At 50.9% G+C, this 22,139-nt stretch carries 12 protein-coding genes; all 12 read right to left on the bottom strand.

The features are described from left to right. Positions 1-41: 41 nt before the first annotated feature. Positions 42-914, bottom strand: a complete 873-nt coding sequence (locus ACFQ88_RS10835) for a carbohydrate ABC transporter permease (RefSeq protein WP_379454097.1) — start codon at positions 912-914, stop codon at positions 42-44. A 3-nt stretch (positions 915-917) separates the two neighbouring features. Beyond that, the gene (locus ACFQ88_RS10830; protein WP_239635332.1) at positions 918-1,844 is read right to left on the bottom strand and encodes an ABC transporter permease; all 927 of its coding nucleotides are present in this window, start codon (positions 1,842-1,844) and stop codon (positions 918-920) included. A gap of 248 nt (positions 1,845-2,092) precedes the next feature. After that, on the bottom strand, positions 2,093-4,381 hold the full coding sequence (locus ACFQ88_RS10825; RefSeq protein WP_379454096.1) for a helix-turn-helix domain-containing protein: 2,289 nt from the start codon (positions 4,379-4,381) through the stop codon (positions 2,093-2,095). A gap of 669 nt (positions 4,382-5,050) precedes the next feature. Then, positions 5,051-6,586, bottom strand: coding sequence for a response regulator transcription factor (locus ACFQ88_RS10820; protein WP_239633529.1), 1,536 nt, complete (start codon positions 6,584-6,586; stop codon positions 5,051-5,053). Continuing rightward, positions 6,583-8,424: a cache domain-containing sensor histidine kinase gene (locus ACFQ88_RS10815; protein WP_379454095.1), complete on the bottom strand. Its 1,842-nt coding sequence runs from the start codon at positions 8,422-8,424 to the stop codon at positions 6,583-6,585. Before ACFQ88_RS10815 ends, ACFQ88_RS10820 begins: the two co-directional genes overlap by 4 nt. A 99-nt stretch (positions 8,425-8,523) precedes the next feature. Then, complete coding sequence (locus tag ACFQ88_RS10810) at positions 8,524-9,639, bottom strand: glycoside hydrolase family 88/105 protein (protein WP_379454094.1); 1,116 nt, start codon at positions 9,637-9,639, stop codon at positions 8,524-8,526. Positions 9,640-9,740: 101 nt separating this feature from the next. Continuing rightward, a complete protein-coding gene (locus ACFQ88_RS10805) occupies positions 9,741-11,381 on the bottom strand; it encodes an extracellular solute-binding protein (protein WP_379454093.1) in 1,641 nt (546 codons plus the stop codon). Between the two features lie 41 nt (positions 11,382-11,422). Next, positions 11,423-12,295, bottom strand: a complete 873-nt coding sequence (locus ACFQ88_RS10800; protein WP_239633525.1) for a carbohydrate ABC transporter permease — start codon at positions 12,293-12,295, stop codon at positions 11,423-11,425. Between the two features lie 19 nt (positions 12,296-12,314). Next, positions 12,315-13,271 (bottom strand): ABC transporter permease, encoded by a 957-nt coding sequence (locus ACFQ88_RS10795; protein WP_239633524.1) that lies wholly within the window; start codon positions 13,269-13,271, stop codon positions 12,315-12,317. A 307-nt stretch (positions 13,272-13,578) separates the two neighbouring features. Further along, positions 13,579-18,513: a family 43 glycosylhydrolase gene (locus ACFQ88_RS10790; protein WP_379454092.1), complete on the bottom strand. Its 4,935-nt coding sequence runs from the start codon at positions 18,511-18,513 to the stop codon at positions 13,579-13,581. 219 nt (positions 18,514-18,732) lie between these two features. Further along, entirely contained in the window at positions 18,733-18,837 is a 105-nt protein-coding gene (locus tag ACFQ88_RS10785; protein ID WP_379454091.1) for an S-layer homology domain-containing protein, read from the bottom strand. Between the two features lie 945 nt (positions 18,838-19,782). Beyond that, a complete protein-coding gene (locus ACFQ88_RS10780; RefSeq protein ID WP_379454090.1) occupies positions 19,783-21,975 on the bottom strand; it encodes an alpha-galactosidase in 2,193 nt (730 codons plus the stop codon). Positions 21,976-22,139 lie beyond the last annotated feature (164 nt).

The raw sequence follows: 22,139 nt of genomic DNA, 5'->3' as shown, positions 1-22,139 counted from the left end.
CCCTCATCATATTGAAGATATTGTATCAAAAGATGAACAGGTCATCCTTTAACTGAACCTAGCAGCACTCCCTTGGCGAAGTGCTTTTGCAAAAAGGGATAAACCGACAGAATCGGGACGGTGGAGAACACGATAACCGCCATGTTGATAATCTTGGACGGCGGAGGGGGCGCCTCGTTCATATCGGACAACCCTTTCTCCGACAAGATCACGATCTGTCTTAACAGGACCTGAATAGGCCATTTCTTTGAATCGTTGATGTACAAAATAGCGCTCAGAAAGGTATTCCAATGAGTTACTGCATAGAATAGCGCAAATGTCGCAATAGCAGGCAGAGATAGCGGGATGACAATACGGAATAAAATCCCAAGGTCATTGCAGCCGTCGATCTTGGCGGATTCCTCCAAACCGTCAGGCAGCTGCTGAAAGAAATTTTTGATGATGATCATATTAAAAGCACTGATCGCGCCAGGAATCATAAGCGCCCAGTAGGTATTGGTGAGGTGCAGCGCTTTGACAATCAAAAAGGTAGGCACTATGCCTGCGTTGAACACCATCGTGAAGATAACCATGAGCATGATGGGACGGCGTCCGTACAAATCTCTGCGGGCAAGCGGATACGCCATCAGCACCGTCAGCAGCAGGTTCACAAATGTCCCTATCACCGTTACCCCAACGGTCACTGCCAGGCTGCGAAGCAGAATGGGAGTAGAGAAGATGTAACGGTAGCCCGTCAACGAGAATTGGGTTGGAAATACGAGGAAGCTTTTGGCCAACACCTCCTGCTCCGTCGCGAAGGAAATCAATAGGATATATAGAAACGGGATGAGCATCACAGCCGCCACCAAAATCAGGATGGCAATGTTAGTCCACTCGAAGAGCTGGGTTCCCCAGCTTCGGTTTTGTTGATTCATAGACTAGTACACCCCTTCCTCACCGAATTTTTTGGCCATCCAGTTGGAACCAATGACCAGTACAAATCCGACAACCGACTTGAAAAGTCCGACTGCGGTACTGAAACTGAACTGCCCTTGCGTAATCCCCGCCGTATACACATAAGTATCAAACACTTCCCCGACCTCTCGGTTAATCGGATTCAGCATCAGGAAGATTTGCTCAAAGCCCGTGTCCAAAAAGGTACCTAGCCGGAGGATGAAAAGAATGATAATGGTAGAGCGGATGGCCGGGAGCGTCACGTGCCATAGTTGTCGCAGCCTACCCGCACCGTCCATTTTTGCAGCTTCGTAGAGCTGGGGATCGACTCCTGCCAAGGCTGCAAGGAATATAATGGTTCCCCAGCCCGTTTCCTTCCAAATGACTTCCAGTGTGATCATCGTTCTAAACCAGTCTGCGCTGGCAAGAAAGTTGATCTTGTTCCCGCCCATTGCCTTGATGGCTTCATTTACCAGTCCGCCATCCATGGTAAAAAAGGTATAGGCGATGCCGACCACCACGACCCAGGAGACAAAATGGGGTACATAGATGACAGTCTGTATAACCCGTTTGAATTTCTCACGGCGTACTTCATTAATCATAAGAGAGAGCAGGATCGGTGCGGGAAAAAAGAAGATAATATTGTACCCGGCCATCACCAAGGTATTCCTCAGAAGCATCCAGAACACCGGATCATGGAACAGCCGCTCGAAGTGCTTCATGCCAACCCACTTGCTGCCGAAAAAGCCCAGATAAGGCTGATAATCCTTGAAAGCCATAAGAAGTCCCCACATGGGGGCGTATTTGAACAACAGGAAGTAAAGGACTCCAGGGGCCAGCATCCCATACAGCCATTTGTTCCTCCCTATCTGGCCCCAGAAGCTTTGCTTCTTCGGCCCAGCTACAGACATTTCAAGCGCAAGATTTCCTTTGATTTGATTCATCTTCGACTCCACCTTCGTGTTTCTTGTCTTGTGCGTATCTTCAAGATAAGCGGCCGACAAGCGGAAGTCTATAATCGAGGTATAATCATTAGGAAGGGAGTTTGTCGCTGTAGGGGCTATAATCATCATCACGTGTGGAATAATCATGTCTACATCAAAGAAGACCCCCAATGACAGGTTGGGAGCCTATCGCAAGGAGTCTCGATTTGTTATGTTCATATTTTATGATGGCCGTGCAATTCCCGGTATTGTCCGGGCGTCATATTCTCCATCTTGCGGAAAAAGCGGATGAAATTCTGAGGGTTAGTATAGGTCAGTCTTTCCGCGATATCCGCGATCTTCATATCTGTCTCGACCAGCCATCGCTTCGCCATCTGCAAACGGTAGTTTTGCAGGTACTCACTGAAGCTGATCCCTTTTTCCTTACTGAACAGCGGACCCAAATAGTTGGGGTGGTAGTTCAATTGCCTCGCACAAGCCTCAAGGGTAAGCTCGGTGTCGAAGCTCCGGTGGATCAAATCCGTCAGCTGGTCCGATATTTTCTTGGTATGAGACTTGCTCTGCTGTTCCATCCTGCGCATGACCGGGGCAATGACGGTATCGCTAAACCAATAACGTATTTCCTCCTGGGATCTGAGATCGAGCAGTCTGTCAAAAAGCAGCTTTTCCTGATCAGGTGGTAATTCTATCTCTGTATCTTTCCTTGTATCCGGTGTTATCTCGTACTGTCCAAGCTCGGTAAGCATCGTGTACAGCCTCACCAATGCCATCCGGTATTGGCGCCAGTCGGCTTGCTCTTGAAAGATCAGTTCAATGCAGCGTTCCAACAGCTCGTCAGCCCTTGTCCGCTCCGCCAGCTTAACTGCATCGTAGAGTTCTTTGGCCGCACGGTGCGGGAACACTCTGGATACTACGTCTTCAGGCTGAACATCATCGATAAACAGAACGGATCCCGGGCCGTAACGAATCCGGTAGCGAAGCGCCTCTAGCGCTTGCTCGGCAGAGACAGCAATATCGATGAGCCGCTTCTCAGGACGGCTGATGCCGATGCTAATTTGCAGCTTCAGGTAATGCAGCACGGTTCTCTGGATAAGCTCCGCCATGGCAAACAACCGGTTCTTGTACTCTTCATCCGTAGCTCCCGCCCCTCCGACAACCGTAATCTGGGATTGTTCCAGCATCACCGGATCTAACCGTTCCTCGGCGGGGATCAGCTCTCCAACGATATTTGCGATGGCGAAGAGCAGCAGATCGCGGTCATTTTCATTATACTGGGACTTCTCCAGAGAATCGATCTGAATAGCGAGTATGGCATGCCACTCCCAATTGGCTTGATAGCCATACTCTTTCCATCTGACCGGCAGCTGAGACTCTTTTTCCTCGCCACGAATCAGCTTCATGACAAAAAACTGCTTCAGCTCCCGTACTTGTCCCGTAAGCTGATCCAAGAGGCGGGATTCCGTCTGCAGCATGGATTGCAGCCGATAACCGATCAAGGCAAATTCATCGGCACGGGCTTCTTCTGGCGGTTCTCCGAATCTGTCTCCCATTTTCGCGACCAATTTGCGAACCGGTTGGTAGAACGTCCGGGAACCGAACAGTGCCAGTCCGCCGGTTATCAGAACCATGAGCAGGCATACAATCAGAGTAACCCAGCCTATAGAGCGGGAATCTCGGGTAATATCCTTTATGGATATGGCGGACACATAAATCCAGCCATTATAACTTGACTTGCGCATGATGACGCTTGTATTGTCCCCTTCAAGCTCTACATTGAATTGTCCTTCCGTTTCACTTCGCCTTTGCATCTCGGCAACCAGCTGCTCCAAGCCGGATTGCTGCACTTTCTGATCGCTTCGAGACAACAGGCGGTAATCCTTATCCATGACCATGATGCTGCCAATCCGGCTGTCGGCTGCAAGAAGTCTCGCCAGCTGTGATTCGGCGATGCTCACGATGGCCAGTCCGTCGGCTTTCAGTGAATTCAGAGGGATTTTCTTCACAAGATGTATACTTGGCGAACTCTTGTCCTCATCCGTTACCCAAAGGGAAAATGAAGGCAGCTTCTCATACTGGAGAAGCTGATCCAGATTCTTAACATCGTCGAATGTAAAAATATTGTTGTTGTCGACGCCCCATTGACCTTTTAAATTCAGTACCGTCATATTGTTTATTGTCAGCTCGAAGGTTTGGCTGCGTACCATACTCTGGTACATTTCATTATACACCTGATAATGGGCTGCTGAATAAGGGAGCGACATAGCATTCACTACAAGAGGCGAGCTAATATACTGTGTAACCGAATGATCGATCGTCTTGAGGATTTGCTCCACACGAAGTTGGGTCTGCTGAAGTGTCGCCATGCTGCTATAGTTGACCTTGTCTTGAACTATAGAGGAAGCTTTGTAATATGAGATCACTCCAACGATAATAACTGGAATAGAACCGATCAGCAGACTGTACATCAAGAGACGGGTGAAATATTTGCTGGAACGAATTTTCATGGCATCTCCCTCGTAAGCCGTTTCGTCTAATGTTTCTCTATTATAAAGACGGGCTTAATGGAAGTCCATAATCAGGGCATAATCATTAGAACGGATTATCAGGTGCCAGAACATACCAATTTCCTTTTTTAGATATAATTACCTTGCAAATTTGCGCAATAATATAAAGCAGCTGCCGGTGCAGAGCTGGCAGCTGCATCTTTCGTTTTTTATTAAGCGATCGATCGTATCCGTTAGTTTAATCAATCTTTAGCTCCTCTAAGTACTTTAAGAGTATTACTGTTGAATTGCATCCGACGACTGCTTGGCAGTTGAGTGTTTTTATATTTAGAGCGGATGAATCCTCTTGCCTTTAACTCTCCGTAGATTAGCATTTGAAACTCCTTATCAATATCAAGTTTCAAAACAAGGTAATATAATTCTATCAATTCTTGGTCCTTCAGAAGGTCAAAGCCGCTAGAACGCATAAAACACCTGCTTTAAAGAAAACAGATTGGCGGCCAGGAAAGATAGATACACGGCGGCCGCCGTTTTGACAAAACGGATTCCCATAATTCCACTCCCCATGATTCGGCTGGCGATGCTTGTCTGCCAGTGGATGAAGTTCCCTCAGAGATTCCTATTTAACCGGTTTGGGCACGGTGCAAATGGACATTTTTCCTGAAAGAGTCACTGTCCGGCCATCTGCTTGCGGTATTCTTTGGGGGAGACTCCCGCTATTTTGTTGAACATATGCGTGAAATAATTGGAGTCGTTGAAGCCGGTGGCCTCGGAAATTTCGAATATTTTCATATCTGTGCTTTTCAGCAGAAGCTTCGCTTTCTGTACGCGCAGGTTCTGGATATAGCCGGTTACACTTTCCCCGGTTTCCTTTTTAAACAGATTGCTGAAATAGCTGGGGTTGAGATGGACATGGGCCGCCACCTCGGCCAAGCCGCATACCCCCATGTATGATTCTTCAATAAACCGGATGGCCTGCTTGACCGGGTTATCATTCTTACTGGCAAGCCAGTTATTGTGGGACTTCAGGAATTCATGGATGTATCCCTGCAGCCATACCGCAATATCATCCGGCGTCGCACATTTGTAGACAGAATCCCACTCTATGGGGCGCACGGCCATTTGCCATTCGGGAAACTGGACCTGCACCAGCCGGAGAATGGCTGCAGCCAGCAGCAGCGCTTCGATCTTGGCGGTTTGCGGGGGCAAATGGCTGATCCGGACGGCTTGCTCCTGCAGCTCCCGGCTCAGCCGGCTGTTATCCTCCGACATAAGCCACGTTATAATTTCCTTTTCCTTCTCGTAAAGCGCCGTCTGGTTGAGCAGTGATTCATTGGCAGAACCGTGGTCCCTGTCCCCTTCCCGGCAATACTGTCTGTAGCCTTGGCGCAATTCCTCCGTGCTGGCGCATAGCCCTTGTCCGCTGCATTCAAGAGCCAGCTTCAGATAATGATGGACCGAATCGGTGAGTATCTGCGGCCATGAGGGGGGTGTATCCGGCCGGGAAGCACTCCGGTCCACCAATAAAGCCCACTCTGATGCGTTCAAGGGAAACAGGCGAAAGCCGCCGTGAAACCATTTATTCAAGTGCTCCCCGGCAATATTGGCGAAAGCAAACTGCAAAAGCGGCACATCTTGGGCGGAATAATGCTTCTCCGGGGGGAAATACGTAGGAAAACGGAAAAAATGCAGCTCGCATTGCTTCATTCGCTTCAGCAAAGCCTCCACCTCTTCGCCGCTGCAGGGCATACCCATAATAGCCGAGCGCAGCTCGCTGTCTTCATGCTGGCGCTTCCAGCCCTCCACCAAAAGCTGGGACTGGCTTTCTTCAATCAGCTGCACATAAATCCGGTCGAGTACGCTTAATATATCCGTTTCCACACAAGGCTTCGTGATAAAATCCAGCACCCCGAACTTGACGGCGGACTGGGCATATGAAAAATCCTTGAATCCGGTTACAATCACAATCTTCGTCAGCCAGCCGCGGCTTCTGATTTCTTCTGCCAGCTGCAGACCATCAATATGGGGCATCCGGATATCGGTCAGCAAGAGATCCGGGACACATTGCTCCATCATTATCAAGGCGTCCCGGCCATTGGCCGCTTCCCCCGTCACCACCCACTCGGCGGACCGCTTTCCCGCCAGCTTCAGCAGCCCCTTGCGGAAGTTGGGCTGATCCTCTGCAATAAACAGCTTGCCTCTCATCCGTTCCCCTCCTCATGACTCCCCAGTGTCCCAGATTTAATAGTAGGAAGCGTCATGTGAACAACCGTTCCTTTCCCTTTACTGCTCGTAATTTCCACTCCATATGCGGGTCCGTATACCAGCTGAATGCGCCGCAGCACACTTTTGTAGCCGATTCCCGTCTTATTGCCGTCCGGCAGCACAGCCTCCGCCTCTGTCAAGGTTCTAATGGTTTCTTTATCCATGCCGCATCCGTTGTCAGCCACCTCGATATGCAGCGCATCATTTATCAGGAACGCTTTAATCCGCAGCACCCGGTCTTTCTCCATATCACGGAATGCGTGAACAAAAACATTTTCCACCACCGGCAGCAAGAGGGAGCGCATCATCCGCAGATTCAGCAGGGACTCTTCAGCTTGAATAATGGTTTCAATCTCGCCGGTGAACAGCTCTGTCTGGATCTTGATGTAATTGCGGATCTGATGCAGCTCTTCGCCAAGAGTCGTATCAGTCTGGACAGGCTTAAGGGAATACTTCAACATCTCCGAGATGGCGTTGATCAGAAGCGCCACCTCTTCCTGGTCGTTGCTGTACAGCTTCCAATACAGCTCATTGAACAGGTTGTGCAGATAATGGGGGTTCAGCTGTGCCTGGATGGCCTTCAGCTCCGATTCCCTCTGGCTGATCTGGGCCAAATATACCTTATTGATCAGCTCGCTCACTTGCTCCGCCATGCTGTTGAAGCTGTCTCCAATGTAGCCCAGCTCATCGCCGGAATCCACTCTGACACGGACCGTGAAATCGCCGGAACGCAGCGTACGCAGTCCCTGCATCAAATGGGCCAGAGGAGTCAGGAGCGTCCGGGTGGAAATCGTAATAAGCAGTGCACTGAGCAGGATCACGCCGATTCCGGCAAATGCCAATACCTGGATGATGTCTTTATTTTTCCTCTGTATCTCCTGCAAGGAAGCCCCTCCGTATAGGGTAAAGCCTGCCGGAATCAGCTCGTGGCGGACAAACAGATAGGTGATGCCATTCATTTTGACATAACGGGGATAATTTGCCTCTGTCAGTTTCAAGAGCTGCTCCATCTCGCTCTGGTCGGTATTGGAGTAGAGCATACCGCCTGTAGGCTCCAGCAGCAGCACCTTGCCGCCGTTCTCCGTAAGATCCCGCAGCACCTTGGATACCAGGCTTTCCTCCATCACCATCACCATGGTACCGTACGGGATCAGCTTCTCATTGAGCATCCGTCTGGCAGCAACCAGAACCGTTCTGCGGCCGTCCGGATCAATGGTGCTGGCCGCCTCGGCCCGGCCCCAGACCATATTCCCCCGATGGGGCTTAAGCTTTTCCATCATCCTGGTCAAGTCATCCGTTCCCGGCTCTCCCGACGCACCGGTTTTGGAGAGAACCGTCATTTCCCCGTTCTCATTGTACAGGAAAACGGAACGGATGGACGGCGCATCCACCAGCAGCATATTCAACTGCTCTTCCACATACTTGCGGTTCTTGAATTGGGTGTAGGAATCACTTACGGGAACGATGTTCTCCCTGAGGAACAATTCGATGGACGGGTTCAGGATAATGGATTGGGATACGCGGTTGATTTCCTGGAAGGACATCTCCAGTCTGGCCAAAGCCTGTTCGTTGGCGATGGAGAACTGCTTGCTGATTTCATCCTCCATTAATTGGATATTTGACCGGTAAACCATCCAGCCTGCCAAGGCAAAGGCAAGTGTTACCATACACGAGAGCAGCACGATCAGTTTGATCTTGAAGCTGCCCTTTATTTTTCCGGCTATATACCCCGGCCAGCTTGTCGGATGCAGTCGGCTCCCCCCCCCCTTTAATTTCATATTGTATTATAAAACGCTTCCTTCCAAGCAAACAAGGTTTACATTTTACCTGTCTACGTAGGAAGGAAGCGCGTCACGTTCCGGTCCGGTTTGCCCGTATTATTTTAAAGCTTCATACAAGGCAATAAGAGCAAGGGACTGTCCGTATGCCATTGGCATAATGGTAATATTTTTATAATGGTCTTTATCCATTCCCATACCGGTTCCGGCCGACACATTCAGCACGGTTCCATCCCCGCTGATATTTTGACAAACCGCCTGGATGGCCTTGTCGGCAACAGCCTGATAGGAGGAATCCAAAATACCTGCTTTTATGCCTTTTAGGATACCCGCGGCAATTGCGGCCGATCCGGATACCTCTTCATAGCTGGTTGGGTCTTGCAGGACGGTGTGCCATAGACCGGAAGCGGCCTGGAGCGGAACCAGAGCGTTGACCTGAGCCTTATAAGTATCAATTAGAAATTGACGGATACCCGGGTTCATCGTATCCTGACAAGTTTCCAGGTAATCGACGAGGCCGTAGGTGAACCAGGAATTGCCGCGGCACCAGAAGATGCTGCCGAAATTATCATTGCGCTCGAAGCTCCAGCCGTGGAAGAACAGTCCTGTATGTTTGTCGTACAAGTACTTGATATGGAGGAGAATCTGGTGTACTGCTTCTTGCTCCCACTCCGGCCGGTTGAACTTGCGGCCGGCCTGGTTCAGAAACAGAACCGCCATAAAGAGCGTATCAATCCATAACTGCCCATTGTGCAAGTGGATTCCATCCCGGTTACCAATGGCAGTCACTGTATGCTGGAAGCCGCCTTCTTTGGTTTTGGGCAGCTCATGAACGAGCCAGTCCGCGTGATCCCGGCATAGCTGTTCCAGCTGGTTGGAAGGCTCAAGCTGATCCAGGAGCAGAACCAGAGCCAGATAAGGGGCGGTCGTATTAATGTTTTTTGACGGCAGACCGACCTCCAAATTGCGGGAATACCAGTTCTGAAAAAACTCCATATAGCGGTGATCGCTGTAATACTTCTGCAGTTTGTACAGACCATAAAGACCGACGCCCTGGGGCCAGTCCCATTCTTCAATTCCGAAATCCCGTTGGACAATTCCTTTTCTTGTGTCGGCCTGGACCACGGTTTTGTCCTTTTCATAGTCGCTGCCGCCCAGATTCATAAGCTTGTCCACTATCAGTCCGATTTTTTGAAGCAGCATTTCATTTGTCATGATTCATATACTCCTTCTCATATCTAATGTTCCGAAAGCAAACTTGGCCCGGCCTTTGCCGAACCAAGTCCGCATTTATCCTATTCCAGGCCCTTCAGCCCTTACTTGTGTTGGGAGCGGACCAACTCCAGGATATCCTTACCTAGGAAGGCTCTGTCCTTATTTTCTTTATACCAGGTATTCATGAATTCCTCGATCTGTTTGCCGCCGCCTCTCTCCCAGGCAGCTTTGGCATCTGCAATGGCCTGCTCAGGGGTATATTGGGCCCCGCCGATAATGCCTTTGGTATAGATGTCCTTCATTTCCTTGTCGATGTTGGTATTGATCACTACCAACTCGCTCGACAGGGTAGGCATATGCTCGTAGTGACTCAGAGCGGGATACTGGGCCTCGGGATTAAGCAGAAACTCGTCGGCTTTCTTCAGCATGTCCAGACCGGCCTTCTGATCAGGATCACTCACGTCGAACGCAGTGGTGGAAATCAGAAGCGGATTCTCCGGGATCGAGTAGAACATGGAGTAGTCCATGGCCCAATCCAGTTCCTTGGCATTCTTCGCAGGATCAATGACCTTGGGAAAACCGTCCGCACCTTTTTTCCAATGCTCTCCTTCCATTCCTTTTTTCAGAATCAGACTGTTCTCCGGCTTGATAATGAAGTTAATATATTCCATAGCAGCCTTGGGATTTTTGGCCGCAGCATTGATCACCGTGGTCATTTGAACCGGGTTGACCACATGATGAACGAATTGCCCCATGGAAGACTTGGGCTGTGCCATCGGCGCAATCTCCGCCTCTGGAACAACCTTGCGGAGCGTTTTGACGTCCGTTACCGTACTCTCAAACCAGTTGCTGACAACAGGAGGAAGATAAACGCCTATTTTTCCGTTCAGGTAATCCTGCTTGGCTTTGGCTCCATTCTTGTCCGCCAGATAATCCTTATCGATAAGCCCTTCCTCAAATAACCTTTTCTTGAATTTAAGAGACTCCAGCGAATTATCCCAAGTCCTGATAATTTTGTCATCATTGGAGATTTTCCAGCCGTACGAGCCGAACATGGAATCCACCATGCCGTCCGAGGTGTAGCTCATATTGGTTCCATAAGTATCCTTCTTCCCGTTGCCGTCAGGGTCCTGCTCAGCGAATGCTTTTAGAACGACAAGCAATTCGTCGGTGGTCTTCGGAACCTCCAGCTTCAGCTTTTTCAGCCAATCCATCCGGATAAAGGCTACACTCTGCAGATGGGGCTCATTAATTTTGCCGATTTCGTAAAGCTTGCCGTCCGGCTTGGTGCCTATTTTGCGAAGCTGGGGGTACTTCTCCAGCAGCTTCTGGTATTCAGGCGCATATTGCAAGTAATCGTCCAGAGGCATTAATTGCTTCTGCTGGTACAGGGAATTCCGGAACCCCGTATCATAATCATTGACAATATCCGGCGCACTGCCCGATGCGAACAAGACATTCAGCTTTTTGACTGCCTCTGCCCGGGCCACCGGCACATACTTGGCCGTAACGGGAGAATGCTCATTGATCCACTTGGTCCAACGGTTGTCCTCAACCGTTCCCTCCGCTGCGGGAATATTGCCCCTGTCATAGTTGGAAACGGTAATTATGGCTTTTCCTTCGGCTTGCCCCTTTGTCCCCTCTTCCTTTTGACTGCAACCAGCTGCCCCTGCTGCCATAACCGCCGACAGTCCCAGCGCCAACGTGATCTTCATTTTTGGTGCAGATGTTTGTCCAAACATATGGAATCCCCCTCAATCTATGATTGATTTTATTGTTGCAGCTAACCCTTGATAGAGCCAAGCATAATGCCTTTGACAAAATATTTCTGCAGGAACGGATATACCACCAGCATGGGCACAACCATAACCATAACCCCAACCGCTTTCAGCTTTTCGGATACCATCTCCTGCTGCTGCATCATATCCATGGCCGACATATTGAAGTTCCCCTGAATTTGCAGCATCCCCTGAACGATAACAGTAAGATTCTGCAAATTCGTCTTATTGATGTAAAGAATAACGCTCATGAACATGTTCCAGTAGCCCACTCCGTAAAATAACGTCAGCGTAGCCAGCATGGGAAGAGACAAGGGCAGTATGATACGCATGAGCAGCTGGACCTCGCCGCAGCCATCAATCTGGGCGGATTCCGCCACTTCTCCCGGGATGCTCTCAAAATAGCTTTTCATAATCAGCATATTATAGGTACTGATCAGCCCGCCAAACCATAGGGACCAGTAAGTATTGGTCAAATGAAGGCTATTCATGACCAGATAGGTAGGGATCATGCCTCCGCTGAAGAGCATGGTGAACAATGCGGCCGTTGTGATCGGCTTGCGGGCGTAAAGGTAACGGCGGGATAAGGGATAGGCCGTCAGCACCGTGGCCAGCATGCTCAAGGCCGTACCGCATAAGGTAATGATCACGCTGTTGGTAAAGGCGCGCAAGGCCGGCGTATTCTCAAAAAAGTATCTGTAAACGGTGAAATCAATCCCCACCGGCCAGAACCAGACCTGACCCAGGTCAACCGCATGCCCCGAGCTTACGGACAGCGCAATCAGATGCAGGAAAGGCAGGATGCAGGTGAGCGAAATGATGATCAATACCACGTGAATAAAGATTACAAAAATATTTCCGCCTGTGGATTCCCTCAAGAGGATTTCCCTCCTTTCTTCAGAATAAACCCTGATCGAATTTACGGGCCAATGCATTGGCCGACAGCACAAGCACCAGACCGACAAAGGATTCAAACAAGCCCATGGCTGTGGTCAGGCCAAACTGGGCCTGCTGCAGCCCCACTTTGTAAACGTAGGTGCTGATGACCTCCGCTTTCTGCAGGACAGTGGGATTCTGCAAATTGTAAACCTGGTCAAATCCTACCTCCATCAGACGGCCCATTCCAAGAATCAGCAGCAGGATAATCGTAGGACGGATGCCCGGCAGGGTAATATGCCAAATCTGCCTAAGCTTGCCTGCACCGTCCATCCCCGCGGATTCGTACAGGCTGGGGTCAATGCCGGAGATAGCGGCGAGATAGATAATAGCGCTGAAGCCCATCTCCTTCCACATGCCGGAGCCGATAAAGATGGCGGTCCATGAGTTCGCGCGGTACAGGAAAGGCACCGGCTCCATCCCCAATTGGCCCAGCAGCTTGTTGATGGTCCCTCCGTCAATGGAGAACAGGGTCAGGATAATGCCTGCAACGATAACCCAGGACAAAAAATGAGGCAGATAAATAATGGTTTGAATCCAGCGCTTCAGCCAGCTCTTCCGGACCTCATTCAAGGCAATGGCGATAATAATCGGCGCAGGGAACCCGAAGATCAGGCTCAGTACGCTCAGGGTAAGGGTATTCCAGATAATTTGCAGCGTGACGTTGGACTGGAATAAAATCTCGAAATATTTCAAGCCCACCCACGGACTTGCCCATATGCCATCGTGAAAATTGTAGTTCTTGAAAGCAATCACAAGACCGCCCATAGGCAAGTAGCGGAATATCAGATAATAAAGCACTCCCGGTATAAGCATGACAAATAGCGGAATATTTTGCCGAAACCGCTTTGTCTGGTAAAAAGCCTCTTTGGCTGCCGGTGCTCTATCCGTTCCTACGGCGGCAGGCGTTGTTTTCATGGCTTCCCCTTCTTTCCTGCTGAAAGTATTTGTTGGATGTGATGCTTATAATGTACCGCGGTTCGTCCATTCCGGGCCTTAAGAATCTTTAGGTCTTTCTGTGCAATTTTTGTTTCTCCTTCAAACCTGCAGGAGCGCCCGCTTGGAATACCGTTCCACCAACATCTCCCCTCCGCAAAGCCTGCGCCCTGACAAATCCCCCCCGCATAGGGAGTGGCCCGCTCATGCGGGATGCAAAAAACCAAGGAGCCGGGCGGATGTTCCCGCTTGGCTCCTTGGTTTTTTACCTGTGATCCACTCAATCGCTTCAGTTGCTGCGCCACGCTATAAAGCGCGCGAGCATGGCGGATACTTCCGCCCGGGAGACAACACTGGCAGGCTCCAGAAGGTTCCCCGGTTTGCCGTTAAGAATACCTGCCGATACAGCCCAATCGATGGCATCATTTGCCCAAGCTGACACTTCGCCGCTGTCCGCAAAGCTCTTGCCATTGCTGCTTGCAGCAGGCTGTCCGGCGTAACGGTGCAGGACCGTAATCAGTTGTTCCCGGGTAATGGAAGCTTCAGGGCTACTGCCATCGCTGATTCCGGAAGCGGTAGCCCAGTCTTTCGCCTTGCTGTACCAATATTCCCCGCCTTCGGTCTCAAGGCCATGCAAACGGGCCAGGACGGTAAATAGCATGGCGCGGCTCAAGGATACATCGGGAGCGAAGATTCCCTGCTCCGTTCCGAGCAGCCATTCGCGGCTTGCTGTGAAGGCAATCGACTCCGCAGCCCAATGACTGTTGGGCACATCCTGGAAAACAACCTTATTGTCGATCAGCCTCACCGTCATATTGCCCTTAGCTGTAAAACTCAATCCGGCTTCGGTGATAACCGTTCCGATCACTTCCTTGGTTCCGTCTTCCCGAACCGCAAAGGCTACCGTGGAAGCAGAAGCATTCTTGAATGGAATTGTGACCCGCGCTTGCGCAACGCCTTCGGGCAGATGGACAGCGGCTGTTACTCCCCCCAGAGAAGTCGTGGTGGTCTCCACCTTGACTCCCTGTGTATCTGTGGTGACGGAGCGGCTGCTTCCATCGGGCTTGCTCACGGTCTCACGCTTGCTTCCATTCTGCTTGGTGACAACCTCGGTAATTGTACCATTGCGTTCTTTCGTTATAACTTCACGGTCGCCATTCGGCCAGACAGTAGTCTCCGTCACCGTACCGGTTGTCTGATCGGTGATGCTGGTGGTCGTGCTGCCATCCCCGTTTTTGACCCCAGTAGACGGCGTAGTCGGGACGACGGGATTGCTGCCGCCAATTTGGGGATCTCCGTCGCTTTCACCGCTATCGTTATCATGTTCGCTGTCATTATCATATACACCCACAGTTACAACACAAGAAGCTGTGGAGCCGCCGTCTTCAGTGGTTACCGTAATAACGGCTGTACCTGCGGCATGAACCGTCACGAGCCCATGTCCCCCCACGGTAGCAACAGCCGGATTGGAACTGCTCCAGGTCACCTCTTTGTTGGCTGCGTCAGCGGGTTCCACATTTGCGGTAAGCTGGACAGTCGAATCCCCATCGTTGGTATACAGTTGGGCAGTGGTCTGATTCAGGCTTACACCCGTCACATGGACTGGTGGAGTCCCCGGATTTTCAGAGTCCGTGTACAAGCTTACAGTCACTATACATGTATCGGTGTAACCGCCGTCTTCAGTGGTTACCGTAATAACGGCTGTACCTGCGGCATGAGCCTTCACAAGACCGCGTTCATCCACAGTAGCTACAGCCGGATTAGAAGTGGTCCAGGTCAAGGTTTTGACAGCTGCGTCAACGGGCTCCACATTTGCGGTGAGCTGGACATTCGAATTCCCATGGTTGGTATACAATTGGGCGGCGGTCTGATTCAGGCTCACCCCGGTGACATGCACCGGCTGAGTATAGACTGCAATGGTTAACCCCACATGGGGACTGGCTTTATGGGTATCCGTCTCAGGGTAACGAACCCAATAAGTCCCGGGAGAAAGATTTGCGATGGTATCCCCTTCGACACTCAACCAGGTGCTCCCATAGTCGGAGGACCATTCCATGGAAGGGTTGACCCCGGTGATGCGTCCATCATTGGCCCCAACCGCTGTTTCATTGGTGTGCTTGAGCCCCTCGGGCGCAGCCCTCGGTCCTCCGGTAACCATCGCTTTGAAATCGTCAAAGTCGATGGAGGCGTTGGCATAGCCATCGATGCCGAACAGCTGGCCGACCAGCTTATCGCCGCCTGTATGGCGGAAATTGTAGTCAGTGGCCGCCTCAACATCGTCTATATAGACGGTATAAGTCTTGGCGTCCCAGTTTGCCACCATTTTGATCTTGTACCATGTATTGTACTGAAAGTCTTTGACTTTGACCTTATTGGACGGTCCATTCTGGACTATAATTTTACCCATATCAAAAGCCGTGACCATGGAATAATTGCCTGTGCCGCTGTCATTTCGCATCATGGCGCCATTGGCGTACTGGAAGCTGGTGTTTAGTCTGGCGCGGTATTCGATGACGACGCGCTGATCCGCCTCAGCCTTTACCTCGCCTGCATACGGCAGGAGCAGGTTTGCCTTGCCCGAAGTAGCGGTTGTGGTCAGCCGGAGGAATTTATTTCCGGCCTCTTCCTGTACAGTGGCGGTAGCGCCATTGGTCAGACCTTCGGTGGTAATGCCATAAGGGTACTTGCCAACCGTATCGCCGGAGAAATCCCGGTAAGCGTTATAGATTACGCCGTCCTGAATGCTGTTCAGCGAACCTAACAAAGCTGCTTCCGCTTGAGCAAGCTTATCCAGTTCCTCGTTAAACTGCTCTTTGCTCAGATCGGCGATTACGGCCATCTCTTCCGCCTTGTTCACTTCGGCCACGAAGGCATCATACTTGGATTGGCTATAGTTGCCCAGCCCATCGCCCAATGGGTAGGAGATGTTGGCCAGCTTGTTGCGGAGTTGATTCACAATCTCATCAAGGCCCCATCCCGGAATAACGTTTACGGCAACGGTGGAAGGAAAATCACGGCCATCCAGCTTCAGGGTGACAGGCACCTGAACCGTGCCAAGGGAGTTGAAGTCAAGTCCCTCCGGCTCCCAGCTGACAACCTCTGCCTTCTTCGACTGGCTGTTGTAGACAACATCAACAACGCTAGGCAGCTTAGGGGCCACTCCGGAAGGAATCTTCACTGCGGAAGTAACCTGAACCGCATCAGATGCTGCAATAACGGTCAAGTTGAGCTCTGCTTTCTTGCCGTTGTATTCGGCTGTAATAAGAGCTGTGCCCGGTTTAACCGCATATACCGATTGGGTCACAGAATCCGAATCAATCCCGACCACCCCAGGATCGCTGCTGGTATACCGGGCAGCCGCTGTCACATTCTGAACCTCATAGTTGTTATAGTGTGCCGTTACCTGCAATGGTCCGCTTGTCTGCCCGCTGGTCAGGATGCGGTCCAATCCGCCGAAGGCAACGGATTGCACAGCTTTAGGCTCCGCAGCAACGGTAACCGTGGCTGTGGCCGTTTTCCCGTAATATGTGGCGGTGATTGTGGTACTGCCCGCACTTACAGCCTTAACCCTAACCCCACCGTCAATAACGGCGACCTTCGTATTGGAAGAACTGAAGATTGCTCCTGTGTCAACAGCGGTATAGGTAGTGCCTGTTACGGTATACAGGGGCAAGCTACGGGTTTCACCCAACCCTAACGTGTAGCCCGGGGCATCGAATAACATTTCCGATGCATCCAGCTTAAATATATCTATGCTGTCGATTTCGGCAAGGTTGTTCCCCTTCGAGAAGCGGAGGATATTGCTGCCTCCCCTAAGATAGACTTTCGCCGTGGAGAGCCCCCAACGATTCAGGCCGGAATAGACGATATTCAAATTGGCTCCGGAGCTCCCGTTGACCGACAAGATATGGGAGGCATCGGCCGCATTGGGCGAGCCGTTGGCATTGCGCACGGACAGCATATAAAATCCCGCCTCCGGCACGTTTACTGTAAACTGGGCATAATCTTTGGCGTTCTTGATGTTGGCGATTTTCATCCCGCCGGAAGCAGTGCTTTCCAGCCGGACGGCGGGAGAAGTTTCACCGCCCGGATCCTTCACCAGCAGCGCGTTTTCCGCTTCATAGCGCTTCCGCACCGGCTCGCCCGAAGGCGTGGCAATCGGTGTGTTCGGATCGGCGGGCTCTCCCAGGTTCGGCGTGTTGTCTGCGTTCCAGGTGAATTTCTGCGTGTGGACCTTGCGAGTCCATCCCGATCCCGGCCATCGGGCGGCATGATAGATGACCCAGTCCTCTGTGCCGTCAGGAGACGTGACGATGCTGTGGTGGCCCGGGCCGTAAACGCCATTGGCACTGGAGAAGATGGGCATGTCTTTTTTCACCCAGGAGCCGGGATTCATCAAATCATCGCCGATCTTGGCCGTGATCAGCCCGAGGCAATAACTGTCTGTCCAGCTTCCGTTTGCGGAATAGACCAGATTGATCGTGTCGCCCTTTATCGTGACTTCGGGGCCTTCATTGATTCTGGCCGGGGACGATTCCCAGTCATATTCAGACGTCGAGAGCAATACCCGTTCCGAGCTGATGGTCCGCGGATCACTCATCTGCGCAATATATAGATTCTGGAAGCTTCCGTCCGTTTCTTCCCAACCGGACCAGATGAAATAGTGTTTCTCATTTACAGTCAGCACAGTGCCGTCGATCGCCCAACGGTCGGTAGAATCGGTAATCTTCCCTTTGAACTCCCAGGTGCCGGTCAACGGATTTTCACTGGCGTTTTCAAGCACGTACATGCGGTGGTTTGCGTTGGTTCCGTTATCAGCCGCAAAGTAAATATACCATTTGGATTTGCCGTCGGTATCCTTAAGGTAGTGCATTTCCGGCGCCCAAACATTGGAGCTGTACATGGTGCCCTTAACCGGCGTCCAGGCCAGACTCCTCTCGCCCCCCTCAATGCCGGTTATAGTCTTCGCTCTGCGGATCATGATACCGCTGGAGTTGACAAATACGTTATAATAGTAGCCGTCCGTGTGCTTGTAAACCCAGGGATCGGCTCCTGTCTGCATGATTACATTGTAGAAATCCGACACACTCTTTCCCTCCTGCGCAGACGCCGAATCCTGCTTAGCTGGCGTCGGCTCTGCCGCCGCAGCCATTCCGCTCCATTGCGGCAGCATCAGCAGCACTACGAGACAAAGCAGCAGATGTCTGAATTTTTTTTTGACCATGTACAATCCTCCTTGGAATCATATCATCCTGTTATCTATGGCGTTCGTACTCACCTGGAGAAGCCAATAGATTACTCGCGGTACGTATTGTAGAAGCACCCCCCTTCAGTCCTGATGAGTTGCATAAACTGCTCTCATTTTCTCGTTTCCTCATACTACCTTTCGAATCAAACTCTGTGGTTGCAGCCTTTTCGCCTGACTGGCCCAGGGCGTTGGCGATTATCGATCCGGATTGAACGTACCGTTCGGATAACCGCTGACGATTCCCAGGTCAATCGCTTGTTTGACATCGGACTCCGCCCAGTGTGCCGCCAGGTCACTCAAGTTGACCGTCGGTTCGGAGCTAGCGGGCTTGCAGTCTGATCGACGCCGAATACCGCAAACTTGGCAACGTTGTTCACCTTCACGGTAGTAGAAGCGGCCCCATTAGGGAATTTTATGTGGAGCTTTTTGGCAGACAGGAGATGATCGCTCACAATAAACCGCTTTCATTCCCATTAAGAGCTTCGCTCCATGGATGCTTACACTGTACTGTGATCCCTCCATTCCAGGCCTTAAGAATCTTTAGGTCTTTCTGTATGATTTTTGTTATTTACCTAAATCCGCTTTTAAACGGACTGTCCGACTGCTGGGTGATCGTGCAGGATACTCATGCCCGCGCCGGAGCTTCGAATTTGAGAATATAGCTGGAGGTACGTGTTGCGCAGCTAAACAGGCTATTGATAAGGTGCAACAAGACGCAACAAATAGCCGTTTTGACGGGGCGGGGCATTCTTGATGACAGAAAAAAAGAACCCCCGAGACAGTTGTTAGCTCTGTTCGGGGGGAAATTACTACCACATAAATATCAATCACATAAAGATATAATTATGAAGGTCACAATTTAAGTACATTTCCTTTGTAGAAACCCTTCTATTTCCTTGGATAATCTTCTCGTGTTAAAGCCCATAAACGTTTGTGTCATCCGACATGGTGCTAACGTTATCCGTTAGTGCACCTCACATATTGAAACCTCATTCGTTTCTATTAAAACAAAAATTGAGAACTCGCAGACTCGGTGTTCCTGTAATTAAAATGATAATGCGATGGGCTATGATGAATCCGCTATATATTTCAAGAAATCTTTATGAAGTGAGATGTTCCATAAACAACTAGAAAACGGAGCCCGCAAACTCGCGTGACTCCGTTCATTAGAATTTGAATTAATATGCAGCATATCCCTGATCCCTGATCCCTTACCAATTACATTTGCTGAGACTAAACGTATCGTTACTCGGCGTCCAGCTTAAACCAAACACTGGCATAATCGCCGTCGATCTGCGGCAGATTCAGCCCGAAGTGCAATAGCCTGTCTCCGCGGTAGCTGGTACCGAGCTGGCTGACGCGATAATCGAAGCCCGCATTCAGACCGCGAAGCTGCAGCCTCCGCAGCGGAGCATTAGGCTCCGCCAGCACCCGGAAATAGAACACGACTGCTTTCTTCTTATCTTCCGAAACGAACATCCAAGCCGTTTCGTTTCCGGTAAACGGACTTTTTAACCGATACAAGTCACCGCTCTGAACAAGCCCGCGAAGCTCTTTATAATCGCTCACTTGCCGCTTTATGACCGCTTTCTCTTCTTCAGATAGCTTGGTCAGGTCCAGCTCATATCCGAAGTTGCCGGACATTGCCACGTCGCCCCTGGTCCTAAGCGGCGTGATGCGGCCCACCTGATGATTCGGTACCGCGGAAACATGCGAACCCATCGCACTGACCGGGTAGACGATGCTGGTTCCGTATTGGATTTTGAGTCTCTCGACTGCGTCCGTATCGTCGCTTGTCCACGTCTGCGGCATATAGTAGAGCATTCCCGGATCGAACCGGCCTCCTCCGCCGGAGCAGCTCTCGAAAAGGATGTTCGGAAATGTTCCGCTCAGCTTCTCCAACAGCCCATAAAGTCCCAACATATACCGGTGCGCTACTTCGGATTGGCGTTCCGCCGGCAGCGCAGCGGAACCAATCTCCGTCATATTGCGGTTCATATCCCATTTGACATAGGCGACGGGAACCGTTCGGAAGATGTCGCTGAGCGCGTCAAAAATATACTCCCTGACATCTTGTCTAGAATAGTCGAGAATGAGCTGACAACGTCCTTCCGTTCTGCGCCGGTCCGGCACATGCAGGCACCAGTCCGGGTGAAGGCGATACAGCTCGCTCTCTGGCGATATCATCTCCGGCTCAAACCATAGACCGAACTGAAGTCCAAGCTTATTTACACGCGCAGCCAAATCTTCCAGACCGTTCGGCAGCTTTTTGCGGTCGACCGTCCAATCTCCGAGAGAAGTAGTATCGTCATCGCGTTTGCCGAACCAGCCGTCATCGAGCACGAACAATTCAATCCCAAGCTCAGCGGCAACGCCTGCGATCGCTTCAATTTTGTCAGCGTTGAAATCAAAGTATGTCGCTTCCCAGTTATTCACCAGAATCGGCCGTTCCTTATCGCGATGAACCCCTCGGCACAGCCTTGTACGGTACAGCTTATGGTACGTTCTCGACATGCCTCCCAAGCCTTCGGACGAATAGACAAGCACTGCTTCCGGCGTTTGAAACGATTCTCCCGGCTCCAGCAGCCAAACGAAATCAAACGGATTGATGCCGATCGACACCCGCACCGTAGCGAACTGATCCACTTCGGCTTGAGCAGCGAAATTCCCGCTATATACGAGGCTGAACCCGAACACGTCCCCCTGATCTTCGCCTGCGTCCGGCCGGAGCAAGGCGATGAACGGGTTCGCCTGATGGCTGCTGGAGCCGCGACGGCTCTCAATTTTTGTAGTGACACCCATAGTGAGATGACTTCTTTGCATGTGCCTTTCCCTTACCCAGGCGCCTGTTAAAACCAAACAGTCGTACTCGGCATCGGCAAAGTCGACACTTGCGCTCAACGCGCTGCGCAGATTCAGAGCTTGGTGCCCATTATTGACAAATCGTACGGATCGTGTTATGGCACTGAACGCTTTAAAAACCGTGTAGCTGATAATAACCAGCAATCCGGAATAGGTGTCGATCAGCTCCAGCTCCAGTGTCATCGCTTCCTGTTCCGACTCGGCATAGACAGCCGGCAGCCCATCCAGCGCAGGCTTGCCCCTTACGATTCGGTGCGTTCTATATAACAGCTCTGTAATCCGGCTCCCATCCTGCAGCTGTACCTGATAAGCCGGATGGCGGAAATCGCTAGTTCCATACTGTGGATATTCCTGCGGCAATGTATCGAGCGAGATGCTCCTGTCGTCCGGCACCGGATTAGGGCTGAACGAGCATCGCTCCTGCAACATCAGAATATCGTCTAAATTCCCATCCTGATCCAGTCTCTTTCCCCAGTATGCATGAGACGGATATCCGTTCACCAGTTGTATGATGTAACTCATATCCTTAGACTGCAGATGGAACATCTGCTGATTTTCGTTGTAATAGATATTCATAGTGCTTCTCCCTCACTCCGATTACGATATAGATTCTCCTCAAATGGATCATGGTGAAAGGAAAAGAGCGAGATGGGCGGGGAATCTAACCCCATAGTCTCGCTCTTTTTAACTCAAAATGATTTTTCGCAGTTCTCGGCAGCCCCAGTGATTCATTTACTGAA

This window comes from Paenibacillus sp. NPDC056579 (assembly GCF_042793215.1).
Classification (GTDB): domain Bacteria; phylum Bacillota; class Bacilli; order Paenibacillales; family NBRC-103111; genus Paenibacillus_S.
The sequence above is the reverse complement of the archived record's forward strand: the minus strand, read 5'-3'. Positions and strand labels throughout refer to the sequence as shown.

Coding starts and splice junctions, on each gene's coding strand:
- ACFQ88_RS10825 (WP_379454096.1), bottom strand. CDS start 4,381: ATGAAAATTCGTTCCAGCAAATATTTCACCCGTCTCTTGATGTACAGT.
- ACFQ88_RS10790 (WP_379454092.1), bottom strand. CDS start 18,513: ATGGTCAAAAAAAAATTCAGACATCTGCTGCTTTGTCTCGTAGTGCTG.
- ACFQ88_RS10780 (WP_379454090.1), bottom strand. CDS start 21,975: ATGAATATCTATTACAACGAAAATCAGCAGATGTTCCATCTGCAGTCT.
- ACFQ88_RS10815 (WP_379454095.1), bottom strand. CDS start 8,424: ATGAAATTAAAGGGGGGGGGGAGCCGACTGCATCCGACAAGCTGGCCG.
- ACFQ88_RS10830 (WP_239635332.1), bottom strand. CDS start 1,844: ATGTCTGTAGCTGGGCCGAAGAAGCAAAGCTTCTGGGGCCAGATAGGG.
- ACFQ88_RS10820 (WP_239633529.1), bottom strand. CDS start 6,586: ATGAGAGGCAAGCTGTTTATTGCAGAGGATCAGCCCAACTTCCGCAAG.
- ACFQ88_RS10835 (WP_379454097.1), bottom strand. CDS start 914: ATGAATCAACAAAACCGAAGCTGGGGAACCCAGCTCTTCGAGTGGACT.
- ACFQ88_RS10805 (WP_379454093.1), bottom strand. CDS start 11,381: ATGTTTGGACAAACATCTGCACCAAAAATGAAGATCACGTTGGCGCTG.
- ACFQ88_RS10810 (WP_379454094.1), bottom strand. CDS start 9,639: ATGACAAATGAAATGCTGCTTCAAAAAATCGGACTGATAGTGGACAAG.
- ACFQ88_RS10795 (WP_239633524.1), bottom strand. CDS start 13,271: ATGAAAACAACGCCTGCCGCCGTAGGAACGGATAGAGCACCGGCAGCC.